21 protein-coding genes and 1 tRNA gene are annotated in these 22687 nt (G+C 75.2%); 6 read left to right on the top strand and 16 right to left on the bottom strand.

The window, feature by feature from the left end:
* Positions 1–112: 112 nt before the first annotated feature.
* The 3 genes from ACIOHG_RS13275 to ACIOHG_RS13285 all read left to right on the top strand — a co-directional run bounded on the left by ACIOHG_RS13275 (position 113) and on the right by ACIOHG_RS13285 (position 6504).
* The gene (locus tag ACIOHG_RS13275; protein ID WP_400949156.1) at positions 113–3883 is read left to right on the top strand and encodes an Ig-like domain-containing protein; all 3771 of its coding nucleotides are present in this window, start codon (positions 113–115) and stop codon (positions 3881–3883) included.
* Positions 3884–4096: 213 nt separating this feature from the next.
* Positions 4097–5497 (top strand): SPFH domain-containing protein, encoded by a 1401-nt coding sequence (locus ACIOHG_RS13280; protein ID WP_400949159.1) that lies wholly within the window; start codon positions 4097–4099, stop codon positions 5495–5497.
* Positions 5494–6504 (top strand): C40 family peptidase, encoded by a 1011-nt coding sequence (locus ACIOHG_RS13285; protein ID WP_400949160.1) that lies wholly within the window; start codon positions 5494–5496, stop codon positions 6502–6504. The genes ACIOHG_RS13280 and ACIOHG_RS13285 overlap by 4 nt, the downstream gene beginning before the upstream one ends.
* 294 nt (positions 6505–6798) lie before the next feature.
* On the opposite strand, the gene ACIOHG_RS13290 is transcribed toward ACIOHG_RS13285, so the two are convergent.
* Positions 6799–7755, bottom strand: coding sequence for an aldo/keto reductase (locus ACIOHG_RS13290; RefSeq protein WP_400949162.1), 957 nt, complete (start codon positions 7753–7755; stop codon positions 6799–6801).
* Between the two features lie 161 nt (positions 7756–7916).
* On the opposite strand from ACIOHG_RS13290, the gene ACIOHG_RS13295 reads away from it, so the two are divergent.
* The gene (locus tag ACIOHG_RS13295; protein ID WP_400949164.1) at positions 7917–8117 is read left to right on the top strand and encodes a hypothetical protein; all 201 of its coding nucleotides are present in this window, start codon (positions 7917–7919) and stop codon (positions 8115–8117) included.
* Between the two features lie 190 nt (positions 8118–8307).
* On the top strand, positions 8308–9162 hold the full coding sequence (locus ACIOHG_RS13300) for a tyrosine-protein phosphatase (RefSeq protein WP_400949166.1): 855 nt from the start codon (positions 8308–8310) through the stop codon (positions 9160–9162).
* Between the two features lie 53 nt (positions 9163–9215).
* On the opposite strand, the gene ACIOHG_RS13305 is transcribed toward ACIOHG_RS13300, so the two are convergent.
* The 13 genes from ACIOHG_RS13305 to ACIOHG_RS13365 form a co-directional block, all read right to left on the bottom strand.
* On the bottom strand, positions 9216–10121 hold the full coding sequence (locus ACIOHG_RS13305; RefSeq protein WP_400949168.1) for an RNA polymerase sigma factor SigF: 906 nt from the start codon (positions 10119–10121) through the stop codon (positions 9216–9218).
* A gap of 230 nt (positions 10122–10351) precedes the next feature.
* Positions 10352–11206: an RNA polymerase sigma factor SigF gene (locus ACIOHG_RS13310; RefSeq protein WP_400949170.1), complete on the bottom strand. Its 855-nt coding sequence runs from the start codon at positions 11204–11206 to the stop codon at positions 10352–10354.
* A gap of 214 nt (positions 11207–11420) precedes the next feature.
* Positions 11421–11714 (bottom strand): Dabb family protein, encoded by a 294-nt coding sequence (locus ACIOHG_RS13315; protein WP_400949171.1) that lies wholly within the window; start codon positions 11712–11714, stop codon positions 11421–11423.
* A 134-nt stretch (positions 11715–11848) separates the two neighbouring features.
* Entirely contained in the window at positions 11849–12013 is a 165-nt protein-coding gene (locus ACIOHG_RS13320; RefSeq protein ID WP_157032091.1) for a hypothetical protein, read from the bottom strand.
* 379 nt (positions 12014–12392) lie between these two features.
* On the bottom strand, positions 12393–16196 hold the full coding sequence (locus ACIOHG_RS13325; protein ID WP_400949174.1) for a HEAT repeat domain-containing protein: 3804 nt from the start codon (positions 16194–16196) through the stop codon (positions 12393–12395).
* Positions 16193–16639, bottom strand: coding sequence for a hypothetical protein (locus ACIOHG_RS13330; RefSeq protein ID WP_400949177.1), 447 nt, complete (start codon positions 16637–16639; stop codon positions 16193–16195). Before ACIOHG_RS13330 ends, ACIOHG_RS13325 begins: the two co-directional genes overlap by 4 nt.
* Positions 16640–16705: 66 nt before the next feature.
* Positions 16706–17380, bottom strand: coding sequence for a DUF4328 domain-containing protein (locus tag ACIOHG_RS13335; protein WP_400949180.1), 675 nt, complete (start codon positions 17378–17380; stop codon positions 16706–16708).
* A gap of 86 nt (positions 17381–17466) precedes the next feature.
* Positions 17467–18150: a DUF4328 domain-containing protein gene (locus ACIOHG_RS13340; protein ID WP_400949183.1), complete on the bottom strand. Its 684-nt coding sequence runs from the start codon at positions 18148–18150 to the stop codon at positions 17467–17469.
* A gap of 139 nt (positions 18151–18289) precedes the next feature.
* On the bottom strand, positions 18290–18613 hold the full coding sequence (locus tag ACIOHG_RS13345) for a hypothetical protein (protein WP_400949185.1): 324 nt from the start codon (positions 18611–18613) through the stop codon (positions 18290–18292).
* A gap of 72 nt (positions 18614–18685) precedes the next feature.
* Positions 18686–18772, bottom strand: a tRNA-Ser gene (locus ACIOHG_RS13350).
* A gap of 53 nt (positions 18773–18825) precedes the next feature.
* Entirely contained in the window at positions 18826–19365 is a 540-nt protein-coding gene (tadA, locus tag ACIOHG_RS13355; RefSeq protein WP_400949187.1) for a tRNA adenosine(34) deaminase TadA, read from the bottom strand.
* Positions 19366–19394: 29 nt separating this feature from the next.
* Entirely contained in the window at positions 19395–19952 is a 558-nt protein-coding gene (locus tag ACIOHG_RS13360; RefSeq protein ID WP_400949190.1) for a hypothetical protein, read from the bottom strand.
* Positions 19953–20271: 319 nt separating this feature from the next.
* Positions 20272–20532, bottom strand: a complete 261-nt coding sequence (locus ACIOHG_RS13365; RefSeq protein ID WP_400949193.1) for a hypothetical protein — start codon at positions 20530–20532, stop codon at positions 20272–20274.
* 169 nt (positions 20533–20701) lie between these two features.
* Between ACIOHG_RS13365 and upp the strand changes: the two genes are divergently transcribed.
* Complete coding sequence (gene upp / locus ACIOHG_RS13370) at positions 20702–21337, top strand: uracil phosphoribosyltransferase (RefSeq protein ID WP_400949195.1); 636 nt, start codon at positions 20702–20704, stop codon at positions 21335–21337.
* Between the two features lie 89 nt (positions 21338–21426).
* Here the strand turns inward: upp and ACIOHG_RS13375 are convergent, their stop codons facing one another.
* Together ACIOHG_RS13375 and ACIOHG_RS13380 are read right to left on the bottom strand one after the other, a co-directional pair.
* Positions 21427–22101, bottom strand: a complete 675-nt coding sequence (locus tag ACIOHG_RS13375; RefSeq protein WP_400949198.1) for a LytR C-terminal domain-containing protein — start codon at positions 22099–22101, stop codon at positions 21427–21429.
* A 205-nt stretch (positions 22102–22306) separates the two neighbouring features.
* Positions 22307–22603, bottom strand: a complete 297-nt coding sequence (locus ACIOHG_RS13380) for a type II toxin-antitoxin system VapB family antitoxin (protein ID WP_014136828.1) — start codon at positions 22601–22603, stop codon at positions 22307–22309.
* Positions 22604–22687 lie beyond the last annotated feature (84 nt).

Here is a 22687-nt window from a genome sequence, read left to right on the forward strand (position 1 = left end):
CGTCAGCTCCGTCCGAATGCGGGAATCAGGGCCGTGAATCGGCGAACGGCGCGAACGGCGCGGACGGCGCGGACAGCACGGACGACGCGGACGACACCGAGAGGAGAGCCGGATGTGCCGACAGTTCCCCCACCGGGCTCCGACCCCCGACGCCCGCCCGGCCCGTCGCGGACGCCCCGACGACGACGCACGACCTGGTGACGGCGTACGGCCCGGCCGACCTGGCGGTGTCGACGGCGGCGGGCGGCGGTCCCGGATCGGCCGCCCCACCGCCGTCCTGCTCGCCACCTGGCTGCTCACCGGTCTCGGCGCCCCGCCGGTCGCCGCGCAGCAGACTCCGGACAGCTGGTCCGCCGACCGCCGCGCCGTGCTCCCCTCCGGCCTCGGCATCCAGTTCGACTACGCGGCGGTTCCGGGAGTGACGGTCACCCCTGCCACGGGGAAGCTCGATGCCCGGCCGGGCGCCGACGGCAGCCCCTACAGCGACGGCATCCGCCCCGGCGACCCGGCCGAGACCTTCCTGGCCGCCGAGCGCCGCCCGCGCGCCGACGGCTCCTGGCACACCCTCGGCACCCTCCAGCTGACCTTCTCCCGCCCGGTCCGCAACCCCCGACTGCACGTCAGCGGCCTGACCGCGGTGGCCACTTCGAAGGACGGCACGACCACCACCAGCGCCCGCCTCACCGTCACCGGCGGCAGCCCCGCCGCCCCCGCCCTGGTCGGCCGCACCGGCTGGCCGGGCTGGACGGTCGGCTCCGGCCAACTCGCCCCGGCCGGGGCCCCCGAGCAGGACGGCGCCGACGGCACCGGCACCCTCGAACTCGCCGGCACCGTCACCACCGTGGCGCTCCGGGTCGAGCAGCGGGTCACCGCCAAGGACGGCTCCACCACCCCGCCCGCCGCGTTGAAACAGGCCTGGACGGTCACCCTCGACGAGGGCCTCGGCAGCGCCCCGCAGGGCTACGGCAACGCCTCCCACCTGATCTCCGACCTCTTCCTCGGTCAGGACGCCGCCTCCGCCTCCCGCACCAGGGCCGGCCTCGCCCAGACCGTCCAGGACCCGCTCCGGCCCGGCCCGCCCGACCCGCCGCCGCCCCCGCCCGCCGACGCCGGACCGGTCGCCCCCAGCGTCGAACTCGACGGCGGCGAGGGCCGCCGCAGCCCCTGGGCCAGCCCGCCCCCGCCGTTGCTCCAGCCCGGCCGCGCCGAGTACCAGGGCGCCGACCCCACCCTGGTCTTCCCCACCGAGGCCGCCGTCGGCCGCAGTTACCACCTGGACGTCCCGGTCGCACCCGGCGGCACCCCCGCCGTGCTGGCCGGCTGGATCGACTTCGACCACAACGGCCGCTTCGACCCGCTGGAACGGGTGCAGGCCGAGGTCCCCGCCGGGGCGTCCACCGCCGCGCTGGAGTGGCAGGTCCCGCCCGGTGCCGCCGGCGGCGAGACCTGGGTCCGGCTCCGGCTGGCCCGCAGCGGCCCCCAGCTCGTCACCTCCGGCGGCTTCGCCGACTCCGGGCAGGTCGTCGACCAGAAGATCGGCTTCGCGGTCGGCACCGCCAAGCCCGAGGTCGCGCTGCCCGTCCCCGGTACCGTCACCAGGGAGCCGCGCCCCGAGTTCCGCGGCGACGGCGCGCTGCCCGGCGCGAGCATCGCCGTCCAGGAGAACGGCACCACCCTGTGCACCGGCAAGGCCGGCAACGACGGCTCCTGGAACTGCCGCCCCGACCGCCCGCTCGCCGAGGGCGCGCACACCCTCGTCGCGGTCGAGACCACCCGCAGCGGCACGGTGCTGCGCGGCGACCCGTTCCGGCTGACCGTCCGGACCACCCCGCCGACCGCCCCCGTCCTCACCCTGCCCGCCTTCACCAACGACCCCGGCCTGCTGCTCACCGGCCTCGGCGAGCCCGGCTCCACCGTCACCGTCAGCGCGGACGCTCCCGGGCGCGCCGCCACCGACCTCTGCTCCACCGGCGTCACCGCCGACGGCACCTGGTCCTGCCTGCCGGTGGAGAACCTCCCCGACGGCCGCTACCGCCTCGTCCCCCGGGCCCTCGACGGCGCGGGCAACAGCGCCGAGGGCAAGCCCGTCACCCTCACCGTCGACACCGTGCTCCCCGACCGCCCCCGGCTCACCACTCCTGGCCCGGGCGAGACCCTGCACACCGGCCGCCCCCGACTCGCCGGCCGCGCCGAACCCGGCACCACCGTCACCGTCACCGCCAGCCACGGCGACGAACGCACCACCGTCTGCAGCGCGGTCACCGCCCCCGACGGCACCTGGGCCTGCACCGCCACCCACGACCTCGCCCCCGGCGACCTCACCCTCCTCCCCACCGCCACCGACCCCGCCGGCAACGGCACCCAGGGCGAGCCCGTCGCGGTCCACCTGCTGGCCCCGAACTCCTCCGACGTCCCGTCACCCACTCCCTCGGCGCCCCCCACCGCCGCCGACTCGCCGACGGCTCCGGCCTCCCCGTCCGCCACGCCGTCGACGAGCACTCCGGCCCCCTCGCCGTCCGCTTCTGCTTCGCCGTCGGCTCCGGCGCCCTCCTCGCCGAGCGCGGTTCCGTCGGCCTCGCCGTCCGCCGTGGCCGCGCCTTCGCCGTCGTCGGACGTGCCGGTGGTGCCGATCGTGGTGCCGACACCTGCGGGTGACGCCGGGCCTTCGGTGTCGCCCTCGCCCTCGCCGAGTGTGGCTCCGTCGGCCTCGGCGCCTGTCACGGCTTCGCCGTCGGGCTCGGTGAGTGATCCGGCATCTGCTTCCGCTTCCGCTTCTGCGACGCCCGCGCCTGCGCCGAGCGCGGTTCCGTCGGCCTCGCCGTCCGCGTCGCCGTCGCCTTCGCCGTCGTCGGACGTGCCGGTGGTGCCGATCGTGGTGCCAACGCCTGCGGGTGACGGGTCGGCGAGCCCCGGGCCTTCGGTGTCGCCTTCGTCCTCGCCCGCGCCGAGTGTGGCTCCGTCGGCCTCGGCGCCTGCAACGGCTTCGCCGTCGGCGTCCTCCTTGCCGAGTGCGGTTCCGCCGTCCGCATCGCCATCGCCGTCGCTGTCGCCATCGTCGGACGTGCTGGTGGTGCCGATCGTGGTGCCGACACCTGTGGACGGTGGGTTGGCGTCCTCCTCGCCGAGTGCGGTTCCGTCGGCTTCGGTGTCCGCCGCAACCGGCTCCCCGGGCGCGTCCCCGGTGGCTTCGGTGTCGCCGAGCGTTGCGCCTTCGGTCCTGACGTCCTCCGCACCGAGCGTCGTCCCCTCGGCTGTGACGCCGTCCGCCTCCGACGCGTCGGCGTCCCCGGCGGCTTCGGTGGAACCGGAGGTGACATCGTCCGTCCCGCCGGAGCTGCTGGCGGTCATGGTGCCTGCGCTGACGGTGGGTCAGGAGGTCGTTCCGGCTCCGAGCCCGTCGCGGCCGCAGGCACCGGTGACGCCAAGTCCGTTGGTGTCCACGGCGGCCGCCCCGGCCGCCCCGGTCGTTCCGGCGGCCCCGACCGGTCCCGCTGCTGCCGCTCCGACCGCTTCCGGTGTCCCGGCCGTCCCCGGCGTCCCCGTTGCCCCTGCTGTTCCCGTCGTCCCGGCCGCTCCTGCCGCTCCGGCGCCCTCGGAGGCTGTGACGATCCTCACCGCTCCGGATGCGCCTCCCTCCATCGCCGTCCTTCCGCCTGACGGGACGTCGGCTCCGGCCGGAGCGGCGGAGGCACCGGCCGCCGAGGGCGGGGCGGGGAGCGCGAAGGCGTTCGTCGCGCCGCCGCCGGACGCGGTCGAGGCGGCACACCGGGCGGCGGCGACCGGGTGGCGGGGGATGGCCTGCGGGGCGCTGCTGGTGGCGGCGGCGCTCGGGCTGCTGGCGCGGCGGGTGTTCGGCCGGGGGAGTGGTAGACGCCGTCGCTGACGGACCGCCAGGTCGGTTCCCGGGTGCCCGTCGGCCCGTCCGTTCCCGCAGCTCACGGCGGGCGGGCCGGCGGCTTCCCGACATAACTGACGGATCGACACGCCGCATGGCAAATGTCGCATTTGATGACTTATCAACCTAGCCTGAGTCTGGCACTGCCCGTCAGATCCGGGCCGCCCGTTGCGCGACACTCTGAACCCTTAGGACACGTGCATGGACGTCACCCGCGACTCGTCGCCGCGACCCAACTCCTGGCCCCCTGCCGCACCGGAACCCCCCGTCGGTGCGACCCAACTGACCAAGGCGGTCGCCAAGGCGGTGAGCAAGCCGCTGATCAGGACCGCCCCGCCGGTCGAGGACGTCGGCCCCGAGCCCGAGCTCGACCGGGGCCCGGACACCGAGCGACTGCCGGTGCTGGGCGCGCCCGTCGACCAGCCCGCCCTGCTGCCCCTCGGCGCGGACGATCCGGCCGCCGCCCCGCCCGCACCCCGGGCGGTGTCCGAGCCCGGCGGCCTGCGTGCACTCGGTGCCTCTACGGCGAGTGCCCCGGCCGCGAAGGCGTCCCGCGCGCACGCCTCCCCTGCGACGGGCGAGGCGGACGCGCACCCGGCGGGGGCGGAGGCCGCTGCCGCGCACCGGCGTCCGCCGCGTGCCGACCAGTCGCTGCGCGAGCGCCGCGCCTTCGCCCTGCCGGGCTGGCTGCCGCTGCTGGCACTGCTGCTCGGGGCGGCGGGCATCCTGCTGGTGCTGGCCCGGGCGGGGGTGATCCCGCACCTGTCGGGGCTGCCCGACCTGCGTGGTCCGGCCGCCCGGGCGAGCGGGGAGGCGGAGTTCGGCGACCGGACGATCGCCTCGGTGAGCGCGATCGGGCTGGCGATGCTGGCCGCGCTGGCCGGGATGCTCTCCAACCCGGGCGGCGAGACCCGGGTACTGACCCGCTGGGGACGCTACCGGGGCACGGTGCGCCGCACCGGCCTGCTCTGGGTGAACCCGCTGGTGCGCCGCCACCGGGTGGACGTCCGGCTGCGGCACTGGCGCAGCGAGCCGGTGCACGTCACCGACCGGGCCGGGACGCCGCTGGTGGTGCGGCTGCTGATCGTCTGGCGGGTCAAGGACACCGCGCGGGCGACGCTCGGCATCGCCGAGCACGAAACCTATCTGCGCGAGCAGGTGCAGGCCGTTCTCACCCGAACCGCCTCCGTCCTGCCGTGCGACTCCAACTCCGCGCCCGGGCCCGCGCTGCGCGACGGCCACTGGTTCGCCGACGAGCTGACCCGCGCGCTGGCGGCGGAGACCGCCCCGACCGGCATCGAGGTGTACTCGGTGCAGCCGCTGGCCCTGGACTACGCGCCGGAGGTCGCCGAGTCGATGCGCCGCCGCCGGCTCGCCGACCTGGACGCGGGGCTGCGGACCGTCCTGGTGGACGACGCGGTGGAGGCCGCGGCCCTCGCGGTGCGACGCCTGGAGCGCGCCACCGCCCACGAGTTGGACGACAACGCGCGCAGCGCCCTGATGGAGCAGCTGCTGGTGGCGTTCGTCGCCCCGGCCGGGGTCACCGCTTCGGTGCCCGCTCCGGCCGCCCGTCCGAACCGTAAGGAAGGGAGGCCCGCGTGAGGAGCGCGCTCGCCTCGATATCCACCGATCCCGCCGATCTGCCGGACTGGTCCGGGGCCCCGCTGCTGGGCTTCGCCGAATCCGACGGAGCGTCAGCCTGCCGGTGTGCCGGGTGCAGCCGTCCGGCCGTCCGCACCGCCGGTTCCGGCGTGGCCGAGCGGGCGGGCCGAATACACCGCGCCGTGCGGTCGACCTGCCTGGCCACCACGGTGCTCGCCGGTGCCGGAGTGGTCGGTCTCGGCCTCGGCGCGACCACCGCGCACGCGGCGCCCGCCCCGTCCGGCCCCGGCTGGGACGGCAAGGTCTACTGGTTCAAGAGCGTGTCGGGCCAGTGGCGCTACACCAGCCACTACGAGGTGTACGCAGCCCGGACCGGCGGCGGCGCGAAAGCCGCTCCGGCTGCCACCGCCACCACCCCGGCCCGGCCGGCCGCCGCGCCGTCCTCGGACGGTGGCGGCACCCGGCAGGGTTGGGACGGCCGGGTCTACTGGTTCCGGAGCGTGTCCGGCGAGTGGCGCTACACCAGCCACTACGACATCTACGTGGCCCGCACCGGCGACCGGAGCGGTGACCGGGGCAGCGACCGGGGCGGGGCCGCGGACGACCGCGAGGTCCGGCCCGCCGAGGCCCCCGCCGCGTCCAGCGGTGTCGAGGCGGCGGTGTCGTACGCGCTGGCGCAGGTCGGCAAGCCCTACGTGTGGGGCGGCAACGGCCCGAACGGCTTCGACTGCTCGGGCCTGGTCCAGCAGGCGTTCCGTCGGGCCGGGATCTCCACCCCGCGGGTCGCCGACGACCAGTACCGGGCCGCCACCCCGATCGACGCGGACCAGCTCCGGCGCGGCGACCTGGTGTTCTGGTCCGGCAACGGCCGGGTCTCCGGCATCCACCACGTGGCCATCTACCTCGGCGACGGCACCTACGTGGAAGCCCCCCGCCCCGGCAAGGACATCCGGGTCTCCCGCCTCAACGGCGGGTACTACCCGGACTTCTTCGCCCGACCGGTGTGACGGCCCGTCACTTCGGTGAACTCCACTCACCGGCATGATGCCCCGTCACTTCGGCGATGCCCACTCACCGGCGTGGCGGCATGTCACCTCGGCGATGCCCACTCGCTGTCATGACAGCCTATTGCAGTAGTGACATCCACTAACTTGTGCGATGCCGTCTAACAAAAGTTAGACCCTATCACAATTGGAAGGCGCTCTCCCGTCCGTAACGGCAGGGGAGCGCCTTCCGCACGACCGGCGCCGGACCGGCAGGGCTCAGCCCCGGACGGCGACCAGGCCCGGCCCGGCCCCGGCTCAGGCCGACGCGGCGTCCAGCGCCTTCAGCTCCTCCTCGGTCAGTCGCAGCGCGGCCGCGGCCAGCAGCGGCGGCAACTGCTCCACGGTGCGGGCGCTGGCCAGTGGCGCGGCCACCGTGGGCTGTGCGGCCAGCCAGGCGAGTGCCACGGTGGCGGGCTCGACGCCGTGGGCGGCGGCGACCTCGTCCAGGGCGGTCAGGACGCGGGGGCCGCGCGGGTCGTCCAGGTAGCGGCCGGCGCCCTGGGCCCGGGCGCTGTCCACGGTGGTGCCGGGGCGGTACTTGCCGGTCAGGAAGCCGGAGGCCAGCGCGTAGTAGGGGACGGCGGAGAGTCCGTGGGCGGCGGCCACGTCGGCCAGCGGGCCCTCGTAGGTGCCGCGCGAGACCAGGTTGTAGTGCGGCTGGACGGCGACGTACGCCGCCAGGCCCTCGCGCTCGGCGAACTCCAGCGAGGCGGCCAGTCGCTCCGCGCCGATGTTGGAGGCCGCGACCTCGCGGACCTTGCCCGCCCGGACCAGCGCGTCCAGGGTCGTGACGATCTCCTCGACGGGCGTGTCCAGGTCGTCCCGGTGCGTGTAGAAGAGGTCGATCCGCTCGATGCCGAGCCGCCGCAGCGAGGCGTCCACGCCCCGGCGCAGGGTCTCGGGCCGGAGGTTGTCCAGGCCGGGGGCCATCCCGACCTTGGTGGCGATCACGACCTGCTCGCGGTTGCCCCGGCTGCGCAGCCAGTCGCCGATCACCGTCTCCGACTCGCCGCCGGAGTTGCCCGGCACCCAGGAGGAGTAGGTGTCGGCGGTGTCCACGAAGTTGCCGCCCGCGGCGGCGTAGGCGTCCAGTACCGCGAAGGACTGCTCCGCGTCGGCCGTCCAGCCGAAGACGTTGCCGCCGAGCGAGAGCGGGGACACGGAGAGGTCGGAGCGGCCGAGGGTCACCCGTGGGGTGTCACTGTTCGTCATGCAGCGGGACAACCCGTTCGGGTCCGTCCGGATTCCGCGCGGAATCCGCCCGGGCGGCCGCCGTTCCCGGGAGTGCCGAGGTGAGGGGTCGGTGGAAGAGCTGCGCCGGGGCGGGGACCGGGGTGTCGGCGGGCCACCGGCGTTGGCTAGAGTCCCCTTCCATGGCTGACAACGACTACGACCCCGCCGGCTCCACCCAGATGTTCCGGGCGTTCGTCGACGAGGCCCCGGCCCCGCAGGCCCCGGGCACCGTCACCACCTACGGCAGCGCCGCCACCAAGAGCCGCACCCCGCTGATCGCCGTCGGGGCCGTGGTGGCCCTCGTCGTCGTGATCGGCGTGATCTGGCTGGCCGTCAAGTAACACCTCGGCCCTGCCCGGGTCCCGCCCGTCCAGGCCCGCCCGTCCAGGCCGGTCCAGGTCGGTCCAGGCCCGCCCGTCCAGGCCGGATCGGCGGCGGTCGGGACCGACCGGGGACCCCGGGCGGTCCCGGGCTGCGGCGTGCCTACACTGGCCGGTACTCGTCGAGTCCAGCGCCAGCCAGGAGGCACCCGTGACCGCGCCGCCCACCGAGACCGCCCGCAGCCTCGGCCTGGCCGCCGCCGTCAACGCCCGCGACCTGGGCGGCTACCGCACCGCGGACGGCCGCCGGGTGCGCTCCGGCGCGCTGCTGCGTACCGAGGCGCTGGGCCGCCTCGGCGAGGACGACCGGGCGCTGCTCGGCGCGCTCGGGCTGCGCCACGTCGTCGACCTGCGCAGCCTCGACGAGGTCCGCCACTTCGGCGCCGACCTCGTCCCGGGCCTGCCCGTGGCCGAGCTGCCGCTGGACGCCGCCGCGACGCTCTCCGTCCCGGCGCCGGACGGGGTCGGCCCGTCCCTGCACCACCTGCCGGTGTTCTCGGCCGACTTCGACCTCTACGTCGAGCTGCGCCGGGCGCTGGGCACCGGCGACCCGGCCGCGATGCACGCCGTCCTCGGGGACGGGCGGGGCGCCGCGATGATGACCTCGATGTACCGCTGGTTCGTCACCGACGCGACGGCCCGGGCGCGCTTCGCCACCGTGCTGCGGCTGGTCGCCGAGGCCGACGGCGCACCGGTGCTGTTCCACTGCACCGCGGGCAAGGACCGCACGGGCTGGACGGCCGCGCTGCTGCTGACCGCGCTGGGCGTGGACCGGGAGAGCGTGCTGGCCGACTACCTGCTCACCAACGAGCGCTCGGGCGCGCTGATCGACCGGGTCGACCCGCTGATGCGGCCGCTGGCCCGGGCCGAGGCCGCCTACCTGGAGGCGGCCTTCGAGGAACTCGCCCTCGGCTGGCCCTCGTTCGAGGACTTCTGGCGGGACGGCCTGGGCCTGACCGAGGACCACCTCGACCGGCTCAGATCCGCCTGCACCGTGCTCGACTGAGCCGCACTCGGCCGAACCGCACTCGGCCGAACCGTGCTCGGCCGAGTCCGGGGTCACCCCTCGGCGGTCAGGCCGTCGCGGAGGTGGGCGAGGGTCTTGGTGAGCAGGCGGGAGACGTGCATCTGGGAGATGCCGATCTCCTCGCCGATCTGGGACTGCGTCAGGTTGCCGAAGAAGCGCAGCATGATGATGCGGCGCTCGCGGGGCGGGAGCTTGGCGAGCAGCGGCTTGAGCGACTCGCGGTACTCGACGCCTTCGAGGGCGAGGTCCTCGTAGCCGAGGCGGTCGGCGAGCGGGCCGTCGCCGCCCTCCTCCTCGCCGGGGGCGGAGTCGAGGGAGCTGGCGGTGTAGGCGTTGCCGACGGCGAGGCCCTCGACCACGTCGTCCTCGGAGACGCCGAGGTAGGCGGCGAGTTCGGGGACGGTGGGGGAGCGGTCGAGGCGCTGCGAGAGGTCGTCACCGGCCTTGGTGAGGGCGAGGCGGAGCTCCTGCAGGCGGCGGGGGACGCGCACCGACCAGCTGGTGTCGCGGAAGAAGCGCTTGATCTCGCCGACCACGGTGGGCATGGCGAAGGTCGGGAACTCGACGCCGCGGTCCGGGTCGAAGCGGTCGATCGCCTTGATCAGGCCGATGGTGCCGACCTGGACGATGTCCTCCATCGGCTCGTTGCGGCTGCGGAAGCGCGCGGAGGCGTACCGCACCAGCGGCAGGTTGAGCTCGATCAGGGTGTCGCGGACGTAGGCGTGCTCGGCGCTGTCGGCGTCGAGGACGGCGAGCCGGCGGAACAGCGCCCGGGACAGCGTGCGGGTGTCGAGGGCCCGGTCCGGGGCCTCGACGGCCTCGGAGGGTCCGGCGGCTCCGGCGGCTCCGGTCCGGCCCGGGAGCTCGGCGGGTCCGGCCTGGGCCGGGATCGTTGCGGCGACGGCCTCGATGACCGCACTGCCCTGTTCTGTGAACACGCGCCCACCCCCATGTGACTGCCTGTTCGGCGGGCGCCGCCGCACTGTGGCGCCCGGCCGACGTGTCTTCCTGCTCAATACCGGATCACCGCCCTCGGCAAACCCGAACGTCCCGACTCGTCACACGGCGGTCGTGCGGCGGTCACGTACGGCGGTCACGTACGGCAGTCACGGACAGCGGTCGGGGGCGGTGGTCGCGTACGACGCCCGGGGGCGGCGGGCGGCGGGGCTCACTCCTCCCAGGAGTTGCCGGTGCGCAGCCGGGTGAGGATGCGCGAGAGCAGCCGGGAGACGTGCATCTGGGACATGCCGAGCTCGGTGGAGATCTGCGACTGGGTCAGGTTGGCGAAGAACCGCAGCATGATGATCCGCCGTTCCCGCTCCGGGAGTTGGACCAGCAGGTGGCGGACCATGTCGCGGTGCTCGACGTCGGCGAGCGCGGAGTCCTCGTAGCCGAGCCGGTCGAGCAGGGCGAGGCCGCCCTCGTGCTCCTGGGCGGCCTCCAGCGAGGCGGCGTTGTAGGCGCGGCCGGCGTCCAGGCAGGCCCGGACGTCCTCCTCGGGGATGCGCAGGTTGGCGGCGATCTCGGGGACCTTGGGCACCCGTCCGTGGGTGACCGTCAGCTCCTCCATGGCGCCGCTGACCTGCACCCACAGCTCCTGGAGCCGGCGCGGGACGTGCATGGTGCGGACGTTGTCCCGGAAGTAGCGCTTGATCTCGCCGAGGATGGTCGGCAGCGCGTAGGTGGGGAACTGGACGCCGCGGCCGGGGTCGAAGCGGTCGATCGCGTTGATCAGGCCGATGGTGCCGACCTGGACGATGTCCTCCATCGGTTCGCTGCGGCTGCGGAACCGGGTGGCGGCGTAGCGCACCAGCGGGATGTTGATCTCGATCAGCGCGGCGCGGACCCGGGCGCGCTCGGGGGCGCCCGGGGGGAGTTCGGCGAGCCGCTCGAACAGCACCCTGGTGAGCGTCCGGACGTCCACCGCCCCGCGGCCGCCGCTGCGACGGGCCAGCAGCTCGGCCGGATCCGGCAGTTCGTCGATCCGCTCCTCCGGCGCACTGCCCTGCGTCCGCACGGACACGGTCACCCTCCCTCGTGAATCACCTCGCCAATTTCCGGCAAAACCGGTCATAGCATCACAAGTCGTTCTGGCGCCGGGCAAGCACCCGGAAGAGGCGTGTTGACGGACCGTCCAGCATTCGGCGGAGTCCGCCACCGGCGCGCCGCGACCCCCGGCGTGGAGCGGAGGCCGGGGGTCGCTGGTTCGTGCGTGCACGATGTGTGGTGGCGGGGGATCAGACCTCGAAGTCGGCGATCACCCAGGTGGCGAACTCGCGCCACTGCGCGGCGGCGGCCTGGTGGGCCGGGTGGCCCAGGTACGCGGCGAGCGCCGCCCGGTCCTCGACCAGGCTGTTGATCGCGTAGTCCTGCGCGATGTCCCGCTCGGCGAAGTTCCAGCCGCACTCCCACGCGCGCAGCTCGGGGATCAACGCCCCCAGCTCCTCGAACGCCTTCGCGCCCGCGACCGCGCGCGGGTCGTCCTTGCTGACGCCGTCGTTGAGCTTGAACAGGACCAGGTGCCGGATCACGATGCCGCTCCTCGCGGATGGAGGTGCGCGCCCCGGACGGGGAGCGCCCCGTCGGACGAACCCCGCCAAGGTAACCGGCGGGCCGCCCCGGTCGGCGCACCGCCCCGGTCAGCGCACCGGGCCGGTCCTGCCGGTCAGCGCACCAGCCCGGTCATGAAGGCGCCGACCGCCTTGGCGGCGTCCGAGATCCCGACGAAACCGGACTGCACCAGCTCCGCGGCGCGCACCGGCGAGGTGATGATCGTGTAGATGACGAAGATGACCACGATCCACATGGCCACCTTCTTCGCCTGAGCCATCGAACGGGCCTGCCTCCCTGAGTCGGGCCGCCGCCTCTCCCCGCACGGCCCTGCCAGCGGGCAGCTTATCCACCGGACGGCGCAACGGGTGAGGGCCGCGTTCACCCCGCAGGACGAAGGTCCCCCCGGAACAGGGCTTTCTCCGGAGGTGACCGCCTCGACGGCACGGCAGGATGGTTGATGTACCGAGGATCTGGCAGGAATCACCGGTACGGCGATCCGGAGGTCCCCGCTGTGGGACCGGGCGCGGCGGCATCCCCCCGACGCGGCGCCCGGTTGTGGGACCTCCGCCGGGGCAGCAGCTCGTCCCCCCGGAGCTGCTGCCCCCACACCGCGGACCGCGAGGTTCCGTACGGCTCCGCACTCCCCGGCACGGTGGTCAACCGCCGGGGAGTGCGGAGCCGCTCGCCGTTCCGGACCCCTCTCCGCTCCCGGCCGCCTCTTCAACGGCTGCCTCGCCGCCGACCGCTGCTCCGCCGACAGCCGCGCCGCCCCCCGCCCGGGCCGCCTCCAGCAGCCGGGCCGCCTCCACCGCCACCGCCGGGGCCCGCTCGGCCCGGGCCCGCTCCGCCAGCAGCGCCGCCGTCGCCCCGCCCGGGAACCCCGAGGCCAGCGCCCGCAGCGCCGCCACCCGGGCCTCCTCGTCCGGGTCCGCCACCGCCCGCCGGCGCAGCAGCTCCACGGCCGCCGCCCGGTCCCCGGCCCCGGCCAGCGCCCGCAGTGCCACCCGCCGCGGCAGCGGATCGACGTCCGCCACCGCCCGCTCCCGCAGCTCCGCCGCCGGGCCGTCGCCCGCCCCGCCCCGGACCAGCGCGTGCAGCGCGATCGCCCGGATCGGCGCCGAACTGTCCGCGACCGCCCGCTCCCGCAGCAGCGCCCGCACCGCCGGGTCGGCCGGCCGGTGCGCCAGCAGCGCCCGCAGCACCGACAGCCGCACGTCCGCGTCCCGCAACCCGGCCGCCCGCGCCAGCAGCAGCGCGCCGGCCCGCTCCTCGCCGTCGTAGCAGCGCACCACCGCCGCCAGTGCCAGGTCCCGCACCCGGGCGTCCGGATCGGCCACCGCCCGTTCCAGGAACAGCGACCTGGCCGCCGCGCCCGGCTCCTGACGGTCCGACAGTGCCGTCAGCACCGCCCCGCGCACCAGCGGGTCCGCCGCCCGCTCCGCCTCCCCGCGGACGAACGCGTCCAGCTCCGGGGCGCCCGCGAAGTGCGTGGCCAGCTCCCCGAGCGCCAGCACCCGCACCGGCCCGCCCGCCCCGTCGGCCGCGCACTCCAGCAGGAACTCCGCCACCTCCGGATCGCCCGCCCAGCACCGCCCCAGCAGCCGCAGCGCCCCCGCCCGGACGTCCCACGGCCCCGGGTCGGCGGCCAGGCCGCGCAGCAGCTCCGCCACCCCCGGGTCGCCCGCCCAGCGCCCCGCCAGCGCCGGCAGCACCCGGCGGCGCACCAGCGGGTCCCGGTCCTCCGCCAGCCGCAGTCGCAGGAACTCCGCCACCCCCGGATCGCCCGCCCAGCCCTGCGCCAGCCCGATCATCGCCGACAGCCGCAGCTCCGGGTCCTCGTCCGACCCGGCGACCCGGTACAGGAACGGCGCGTTCTCCGGATCGTCGGCCGGCTGCAGGCACAGCGCCCGCAGCGCCATCCCGCGCACCCCCGGGTCCCGGTCCCCGCGCACCCGCTCCCGCAGGAACGCCGCCAGTGGACCGTCCACCCGCCCGTTCACCGTCAGCGCGAACACCGCCAGCCCCCGCAGCTCCGGCTGCTCCGCCGCCGCGATCGACCGCAGCAGCGACTGCGCCGGACCGTCCCCGCGCCAGGACTTGCCCAGCGCCAGCATCTCGTCGAGTCGGCCCTCGCCCCCGGACTCCGCCACCCGCGCGGCCAGGAACGCCCCCGTCCCCGGGTCGCCCGCCCAGCCGTCCGCCAGCGCCGCGACCGCCGCCTCCCGGGTCAGCGCGTCCGCGTCCAGCTCCACCCGGCTCCGGACGAACGCCTCCACCGCCGGATCGCCCGCCCAGCCCTCCGCCAGCGCCCCGAACGCCGCCGCCCGCTGCGCCGACGACCAGCCGTGCTCGGCCCAGGCCCGCAGCACCCCCGGGCCGTCCGGGTCGTTCAGCTGCAGCGCGCACGCCAGCCGCGCCGTCACCGTCCCGACCTCCAGCGAGGTCGGCGACTCCCGCTGCGCGTGGTGCCCGTGCACCAGGTACCAGCGCAGGAACCGATCCCGGCCCACCCAGTGCGGGCCCAGCCCGGTCAGCACCGGCCGCAGCCCGTCCAGCGCCTCCACCGCCTCGCGCGGCAGGTACGTCGACCCCTCCGCCGCGTACGCCTCGAACAGTGCCGTCAGCGCGTCCACCACCGCCTCGGACTGCGCCGTCACCAGCCCCAGCTTGCGCACCTCGCCCAGGCAGCGCACCGCCAGCACCAGCCACTCCGGCGCCGCGTCCCGCGCCCCCGTCACCCCCGGCAGCACCGGGGCCGCCGCCAGCAGCCGCGACACCGCCTCGCCGACGAACCGCTCGTCCAGCTCCCCGGCGAGCAGCAGCAGCACCTCCCGCCACGCCGGGTCCCGCCAGCGCGCCGCGAACACCCCGTCCAGCAGCTGGCCCTCCGTCAGCGACCGCTCCCGGTTGAACCGGTAGGCGATGTCCGCGGCCGCCAGGTACTCCAGGAACGCCCGGTGCACGAAGCCGTACACGTCGCCGCCGAACCGGCTCAGGATGAAGTTCCGCTCCCGGAACTGCTGCAGCATCGCCCGCGCCACCGGCGCCGCCCGGTCCGCCGGCAGCTCGTAGCGCTCCCGCAGGTAGCCCTCGAACGAGGCCAGCAGCACCCGCCCCGGGATGTGGTTGCCGGCGATCCCGTCGCCGCCCTCCTGCATCCGCCGCGCCACCAGCCGCAGCAGCTCCAGCCGGTCCTCCGACGCCAGGTACGGCATCCCGCCGTCCACCCGCCGGTCCTGCAGGTACTTGCTCGGGTCCCAGTGCTCGACCAGCACCGCCACCGCGTGCTCGTACACCGTCCGGCGGTCCCGCGGCAGCTCCCGGCGCCGCCCGATGATCGCCAGGATGGTCAGGATCAGCGGGTTGCCCGCCAGCTCCCGCACCGGTGCCGAGGACGCCACCGCCACCGTCACCCGGCGGCGCAGCCGCTGCGCCTCCACCGGGTCGTTCGGGCAGGCGTTGGCGTACCAGCGCTCCGCGAAGTCCCCGATCTGCCCGTCGTCCAGGTCCTGCAGCATGTAGTGGCCGAACCCGGCCGCGTCCAGCGGCTCCCGCCGGTACCCGATCACCCGCGAGGTCACCACCACCCGCAGCTGCGGGTAGCGGGCCGCGAACGCCGCGATCCGGCGGCTGGCCAGCTCCCGCACCTGCGGGTCGAACAGCTCGTCCAGGCCGTCGAACAGCACCAGGGTCCGGGCGGCGTGCTCGGCCAGCTGACGGGCCAGCAGCTCCTCCGGCAGGCCCAGGCCCTCGGTCCGGTACAGGTGTGCCAGGAAGTCCTCGAAGGTGCGCTCCCGCCACTGCGGGTCCGCGTACCGGCGCAGCTCCACGATCAGCGGCAGCCGGCCGGCCAGCGGCGCCACCTCCGCCGGGACGTCCGCCGCCGGGTCGACCAGCGGCTCGGTCAGCGCCAGGCACAGGTACCGGGCCAGCGTCGACTTCCCCGAGCCCGGGTCGCCCAGCAGCACCGCCCGGTGCCCGTCCGGCCCCGCCAGCAGCGGCAGCACCGGCACCGCGGGCCGCCGCCGGTACGCCTCCCGGACCCGGCGGACCGTCTCCCGCTCCACGCCCGGCGGCAGGCGGGCCGGGTCCGGCTCGCCCACGTCGGTGAGCCGCTTCAGCAGCTCCCGGGGCAGCTCCACCGGCGGCGGGTCGGCCCGCACCAGCTGCGGCACGAACACCTCGCGCAGGTGCACCGCCGGGTGCTCGTCCTGCTCGGAGAGCGGCGTCAGCACCTCCAGGTCGAGCCGGTGGTAGCGCTCCCGCAGCCGCCAGGCGTGCCGCCGCCGGGCCTCCTCCGGGTCGCTCGGTGCGGGCCGCTCCTTGCCCAGGTTGACCTGCACCGTGCCCGCGTTGCGCACCAGCACGATGTCGCCGCCCGCGGTCGCGCCCGCCGCGGACTGGGCGCCGTCGCCGCCGTCCTCCTCCGCGCCGAACAGGCGGCGCCAGAAGCCGCTCACGGGGCCCCCTCGCCGAGCTCGCCGGACCGGCCGGACCCGCCGAACCGGACCGAGCCGTCCACGCCGTCGACCAGCTCGACGTCCCCGCCGGCCCGCGCCCCGCGCGCCGACTGGCCGTCGGCGGCCGCCGGGACCGGCTGCGGTGCTTCCGGGACCGGGCCGGGCGCCGGGCCCCGGCCGACCACCACGTCGCCCTTCACGTTCCGCACCAGCCGCACCGAGCCGCCGGCCGCCGCGCCGTCCGCGGACTGCCGACCGCCGCCCCGCCCGCCGACGCCGCCGGTCACCGCCAGCACCAGCCCCGCCAGCCCGACGAACAGCCCCAGCACCCCCGCCCACTGGTTCGCCCGGTCGAGCCCCTCCGCCCACAGGAACACCGCCAGCCCGACCGCCGACACCCCGGCCCCGACCCACACCAGCACCCGCCACCGCGCACTCCCCATGCGGGCATCATCCCCGCAACCCGCCCCCCGGCAACCGTGGTTGGGGATAACGGCAGTGACGCGGCGTCAGCGCGCGCCGGCCCGGGCCCCGTACTCGGCGGCGTACCGGTGGGCGGCCTCGGCGTGGGCCTCCTGCACGGCCGTCAGGCGGCGCACCATCAGGATCGCCAGGATCGCGGCGGCGGTCATCAGCAGTTCGGCACCGAGCAGTTGGGTCAGCGCGCGCTGCCGGGCCTCCTCGAAGGTGACGGAGGTCGCGGACTCCATGCTGCCGCTGGCGAGCAGGGCCAGCACGGACGCCAGGACCATGGTGGCCCACCAGGCGTGCACCGGCCCCTGCCCGTTCTCTCCGTCCTGCCCGTCGGTGGGGGTACCGGCCCGCCACACGCCGCGGATCGTCCACCAGGGCAGGAACAGGTTGGCCAGCGGGACGAACCAGCAGCCGACGGTCAGCCAGCGCGGCGGCAGCGCCGCCGCCGGGGCGATCACCTCGGCGTTCACCCGCACCCGGTACAGCCAGGGGACGAACACCCCCGCCGTCCCCAGCATCAGCAGCGCGAACGCCCCGTTCGAGAACAGCGTCACCGCCAGCCCCGCCGTCGGCTCCCGCCCCGGCTCCGCCGCCCGCAGCACGGTCACCCCGGTCGCCGTCCCGAACGAGGCCACCGCGCACAGCCCGAGCAGCACCGAGGCAGCGGTGGCCAGGCCGCGCGGCGACCGGTAAACAGCGGGCGAGGACATCCAGGACTCCTGCATCCGGCGGCAACGGAACCCACACCCTAAGGCCGGCCCGACCGCCCGGGCCGAGCCGGGCTACGGACGGGCTGTCAGACGGCCTGCGCCTGGGCCCAGTACGCGGCGGCGCGGGCGTGCGCGGCCTCGGCGTGGGCCTGCTGCATGGCCGTCAGGCGGCGCACCACCAGGATCGCGAGCACGGCGGCGACAGTCAGCGAGAGGTTGGCGACGATCAGCACGGTCAGGCTCTGCAGCTGGGAGTCGTGGTAGCCGACGCTTCCCTCGGCCACCTGCGTCCTGTTGCTGATCAGGGACAGCACGCGACCGGCGGCGAACGCGATCCACCAGCTGTGCACCAGTACCTCCGGGGCCGGCTGGGGCGTCCCGTCCTCCCCGGTCGGGACGCTCGCCCGCCAGACCTTCCGGACCACCTGCCAGGGGAGGAAGAGGAATCCGATCGGCACGAACCACGCGCCGATGCTCCACCCCCGGGCCGACAGGTCCCCGTAGGGCCGGATCACCTCGGCGTTCACCCTGGCCCGGTACAGCCACGACACGAAGACCGCCGCGGTGCCCAGGAGCAGCAGGGTCTGCAGCGCGCTGCTCAGCAGCACCAGTACCTCCGGTCCCTGCGTGCCCTCGTCCGCCGACAGCGCCGAGCGCTCCACGGCATCGGCGGCCGCCGAGACGAGTGCCGCGATCCCGGACAGACCGAGCAGCACCGTGGACGCGGTGGCCAGACCGCGCGGCGACTTGTAGACAGCGGGCGAAGGCATGGTGAAGCTCCTGATTCCAGCGGTGAAGGAGTCCACACCTTAGGGCCCGCCCAAGCGGCACGGCCACGCGAATTCCCAGCTCAGGAGCGATTTGTCCGCTTCCGGGAAGAAGATTCGCACCCGGACCGCCCCGAAGCCCCTACTGCCCGCCGGAGACGTTGGGCCGGAGTCGGGCAGAGTCTCCGTCGATGCGGAGGTAGCAGGCCCGCCACACCGGGAGGTCCGGTGTTCCGGGGTCGACCGCGACCAGGCGGAGGTCCGCCTGCTGGATCAGGCGGACGGCGGCGGCGAACCGTCTCCCGTCCGGGTCGGGCCCGGGGGACGCCAGTCGTTCGAACAGTTCGCGGACGCCGTCCCAGCCGGGGCCCGGGGTGAAGCGGTACAGGGACCACGGCAGGTCGCGGCCCTCTGGGTGCAGCTCGCCGACCAGGGTGTCGCCCCGCACCAGTCGCCAACCGTCCATGGAGTCCCCCGCTTCGGCAGGCCGGTACGACGAAGGGCCCGACCGTCACGACGGTCGGGCCCTTCGGAAGAGCGGTAGCGGTGGGATTCGAACCCACGGTGGAGTTGCCCCCACACACGCTTTCGAGGCGTGCTCCTTTGGCCGCTCGGACACGCTACCGAGGGGAACTCTACCGGATCGGTGGGAGGGGACGAAATCCGTTGCGGGGCGGGTCAGCGCTGGGTGTCGAAGAAGGCGCGGAGCTGGGTGGTGCACTCGTCGGCGAGGACGCCGCCGACGACTTCGGGGCGGTGGTTGAGGCGGTTGTCGCGGACCACGTCGAAGAGGGAGCCGGCCGCGCCGGCCTTGGGGTCGTGGGCGCCGTAGACCACCCGGTCGAGGCGGGAGAGGACGATGGCGCCCGCGCACATGGTGCAGGGCTCCAGGGTGACCACCAGGGTGCAGCCGCTCAGCCGCCACTCGCCGACGGCGGACGCCGCTTCGCGGATCGCCACCACCTCGGCGTGCCCGGTCGGATCGCCGTGCGCCTCGCGCACGTTGTGGCCCCGGCCGAGCACCGCGCCGTCCGGGCCCAGGACGAACGCCCCGACCGGGACGTCCCCGGTGGCGGTGGCCAGGGCGGCCTCCTCGATGGCGAGGCGCATCTGGTCCCGCCACCGGTCGCGGACCGGGTCGGGGCGGACGGGCGCGGGCAGCGGGGCGATCCGCGGCCGGTCGCCGAGCGTCGGGACGGGGGAGGGGACGGGCTGCATGGACCCAGTGTCGGGCACCGGGCCCGCCGCTACCGAACGGCCTCCAGGACTTCGCCGCAGCCCAGCGCCTCGGCGATCTCGCCGAGCGCGTCGCCGGGCGCGGCGCCCTGGCCGGCCAGGTCCAGCAGCTCGTCGGCGCCCATCCCGTAGTCGGTCAGCAGCTCGGCGTCGCCGATCGGCCCGATCGGGGCGCCCGGGCCGCCGGCCGGCTCCTCGTCGTCCTCGGAGTCGGACGCCGCGGACGCGCCGTCCTCCTCGTCGAGTTCGGCCACCAGGCCGTCGAGGTCGTCGAAGTCGGCCTCCCCGTCCTGTTCGATCAACTCGTCGGTGAGGACCGAGCCGTAGGAACTGCGCGCCGCCGCGGCGGCGTCGGAGACGAAGATCCGCGGGTCGTCCTCACCGTCGATCCGCAGGACGGCGAACCAGGCGTCCTCCTGCTCGATGAAGACCAGCACGGTGTCCTCGTCCTCGGCCGCGCGGCGGGCCAGGTCGGTCAGGTCGGCCAGGGTCTCTACGTCGTCGAGTTCGGTCTCGCTCACGTCCCACCCGGCACCGGTGCGAGCAAGCACTGCAGCGAAGTACGCCACCAGGGACACTCCCAAGATTGGTCTCGGCTGTCGGCGATCTCGGGCGGGTGCGGTCCGGCCGCCCCCGCGCCAGAAGGCGGTCCGCCGTTCGGACCGTTCCACGGCATCGTGACAGAAAGCCCGCCGTCGCGGGGGGTGTTCGGCAGCGCGTCTTCGCAGGTCGTGTCGGAAAGGTCTGCTTCCGGCCGGTCCACGAGCCGATCTTGACCTTCCGGCCGCTTGCGGAAGGGCGCGCGGTGGCTCCGGCGGGGCGCAACTCCGGTGCGGGGCGCGGCCCGCGGGCGGCGTCGGGGCGGCGCCGGGGCGGCGTCGGGGACGGTCAGATCCGGAAGGTGCGCATCCGCAGGGCCTCGCGCATCCGGCGCTCCTTGGTCCGTCTCGGCTGGACCCGGGCCCGCAGCTCGCGGGCCTCGGCCAGTTCGCGGAGGAACACGGCCCGGCGCTTGCGCCGCTCCGCGGCGGTCTCCGCACCGCTCTCGGGGGCGCGCTCGGAGACCTGCTCCGACGTCGGACGGGACTCGTCTGTCGAGCCGGACCCGCCCGCGCCGGCGGTGGTTGCCCGCGTCGGGTTGCTCTTCATAGGTTCCGACTTTCCCAGATCAGCCCCGTCGATACCACAGGAGCGGCCCGACTTCCGCGCTCCCGGCCGGATTCCGGGGCACCTCGACGGGCCGCCCCGGCCCGCTCCCCGCCCGTCCCGGTTCGTACGGAGTCGTACACACGTCCCGGCGGCCGTTATCGTCGTTGTCATGCGTCTCCACGTCGTCGACCACCCGCTGGTCGCCCACAAGCTGTCCACCCTGCGCGACGAGCGCACGGACTCGCCGACCTTCCGGCGGCTCACCGACGAGCTGGTGACCCTGCTCGCGTACGAGGCGACCAGGGACGTCCGCACCGACCAGGTCGAGATCACCACCCCCGTCGCCGTCACCCGGGGCACCCGGCTGTCCTACCCGCGCCCGCTGGTGGTGCCGATCCTGCGGGCCGGCCTCGGCATGCTGGACGGCATGACCCGGCTGCTGCCGACCGCCGAGGTCGGCTTCCTCGGCATGGTCCGCAACGAGGAGACCCTGGAGGCCTCCACCTACGCGACCCGGATGCCGGACGACCTCTCCGGCCGGCAGGTCTACGTCCTCGACCCGATGCTGGCCACCGGCGGCACCCTGGTCGCCGCGATCCGGATGCTGCTGGAGCGCGGCGCCACCGACGTCACCGCCGTGGTGCTGCTGGCCGCGCCGGAGGGCGTCGAGGTGATGGAGCGCGAGCTGGCCGGGGCGCCCGTCACGGTGGTCACCGCCGCCCTCGACGAGCGGCTCAACGAGCACGGCTACATCGTCCCGGGCCTCGGCGACGCGGGCGACCGCCTGTACGGCACCGCCGGCTGAGCCCCCGGAGGAGCCCCCCGGAAGGGGAAGCGCGAAGGTCCGGCCGGGAGCGTTCCCGGCCGGACCTTCGTCCGTCTGCGCGTGCGGGTTCAGCAGTGGCCGGGCTCCGGGGCGGGGGAGGGCTTGGTCAGCTCGGCGAGGGCCGCGGCGGCCTGGGCGGGCTCGGCCAGGGCGGTGAAGGTGTCGCCGATGACCAGGTCGACGGTGGCGTCGGTGCGGGCGTCCTCGGTGCTGGTGGCGCCGGCGACCTGGGTGGTCAGCAGGGCGGCCGCGCCGGTGGCGCCGGGGCCGACGACCACCTGGGCGCTGCCGGGCACCTTCTTGTCGAGCGCGGACGGCGCGTTGCCGACCTTGCCGATCTGGAAGCCGCGCTTCTTCAGCTCGTCGGCGGTGCGGGCGGCCAGGCCGCCCTTGTCGGTGGCGTTGTAGACGTTGACCGTCACCGTGCCGGGCTGCGGCACCGCGGTGCTGCCGGGGGCGGGGGCCCCGGTCGCCGGGGCACTGGCGGCGGGGGACTTCTCCGGGGCGGCCAGCGGGCGGCCGGAGGCGCCGGCGCAGGCCTGCGCGCCGGTGTTCTTGTGCTTCCCGGTGAAGACGTCGTACAGCTGGACGCCGCCGACCGAGACCAGGCCGAGGGTCAGCACGCCGACCAGCGCGAGGGCGATCTTCCGGCCGCGGCGCGGCGGGCGGCCGAGGCGCGGGTAGGCGTTGCCGGTGATCCGGTACTGCTTCCCCTTCAAGCCTTGGGGAGTCAACATGCTCATGGTCTGTCTCCCCCGTAGGTGCCAGGGTGGGGTGCCGGTAGACCGCGGCGCGGCCGTGGGGGCGGCCGCGTGACCGCCGTAGTCAGCAGACTAATCCGACAACGGTGGCGCAGGTACTAAATGATCATCATCCGGGGGACGACGGCACTCGAAAGGACGTACCGGCACCGACCTGCGGTTCCGTACGCCGTCGGGTGACGGCGGGTCAGTCCATCTCCAGCACGCGGGCGTGCAGGACCTGCCGCTGCTGGAGGGCGGCCCGGACGGCGCGGTGCAGCCCGTCCTCCAGGTAGAGGTCGCCGCGCCACTTCACCACGTGGGCGAAGAGGTCCCCGTAGAAGGTGGAGTCCTCCGCGAGGAGGGTCTCCAGGTCCAATTGCCCCTTGGTGGTCACCAGCTGGTCCAGCCGCACCGGACGCGGCGCGACGTCCGCCCACTGGCGGGTGCTGGTCCGGCCGTGATCCGGGTACGGCCGTCCGTTGCCGATGCGCTTGAAGATCACACGGAAAGCCTACCGTTCGGGACGCTGCGGGCGCAGCAGGCGGGACCGACGGTGCGGTGAACCGGCCGGTCCGAACCGGACGTT

The sequence above is a fragment of the Kitasatospora sp. NPDC088134 genome (assembly GCF_044741705.1).
In the GTDB taxonomy this organism is placed as follows: Bacteria; Actinomycetota; Actinomycetes; order Streptomycetales; family Streptomycetaceae; genus Kitasatospora.

Bases quoted from the DNA above. Each gene is read 5' to 3' on its own strand.
- ACIOHG_RS13275 (WP_400949156.1), top strand. From the start codon at position 113: ATGTGCCGACAGTTCCCCCACCGGGCTCCGACCCCCGACGCCCGCCCG.
- ACIOHG_RS13280 (WP_400949159.1), top strand. From the start codon at position 4,097: ATGGACGTCACCCGCGACTCGTCGCCGCGACCCAACTCCTGGCCCCCT.
- ACIOHG_RS13290 (WP_400949162.1), bottom strand. From the start codon at position 7,755: ATGACGAACAGTGACACCCCACGGGTGACCCTCGGCCGCTCCGACCTC.
- ACIOHG_RS13295 (WP_400949164.1), top strand. From the start codon at position 7,917: ATGGCTGACAACGACTACGACCCCGCCGGCTCCACCCAGATGTTCCGG.
- ACIOHG_RS13320 (WP_157032091.1), bottom strand. From the start codon at position 12,013: ATGGCTCAGGCGAAGAAGGTGGCCATGTGGATCGTGGTCATCTTCGTC.
- ACIOHG_RS13330 (WP_400949177.1), bottom strand. From the start codon at position 16,639: ATGGGGAGTGCGCGGTGGCGGGTGCTGGTGTGGGTCGGGGCCGGGGTG.
- ACIOHG_RS13335 (WP_400949180.1), bottom strand. From the start codon at position 17,380: ATGTCCTCGCCCGCTGTTTACCGGTCGCCGCGCGGCCTGGCCACCGCT.
- ACIOHG_RS13340 (WP_400949183.1), bottom strand. From the start codon at position 18,150: ATGCCTTCGCCCGCTGTCTACAAGTCGCCGCGCGGTCTGGCCACCGCG.
- ACIOHG_RS13345 (WP_400949185.1), bottom strand. From the start codon at position 18,613: ATGGACGGTTGGCGACTGGTGCGGGGCGACACCCTGGTCGGCGAGCTG.
- tadA (WP_400949187.1), bottom strand. From the start codon at position 19,365: ATGCAGCCCGTCCCCTCCCCCGTCCCGACGCTCGGCGACCGGCCGCGG.
- ACIOHG_RS13365 (WP_400949193.1), bottom strand. From the start codon at position 20,532: ATGAAGAGCAACCCGACGCGGGCAACCACCGCCGGCGCGGGCGGGTCC.
- upp (WP_400949195.1), top strand. From the start codon at position 20,702: ATGCGTCTCCACGTCGTCGACCACCCGCTGGTCGCCCACAAGCTGTCC.
- ACIOHG_RS13375 (WP_400949198.1), bottom strand. From the start codon at position 22,101: ATGAGCATGTTGACTCCCCAAGGCTTGAAGGGGAAGCAGTACCGGATC.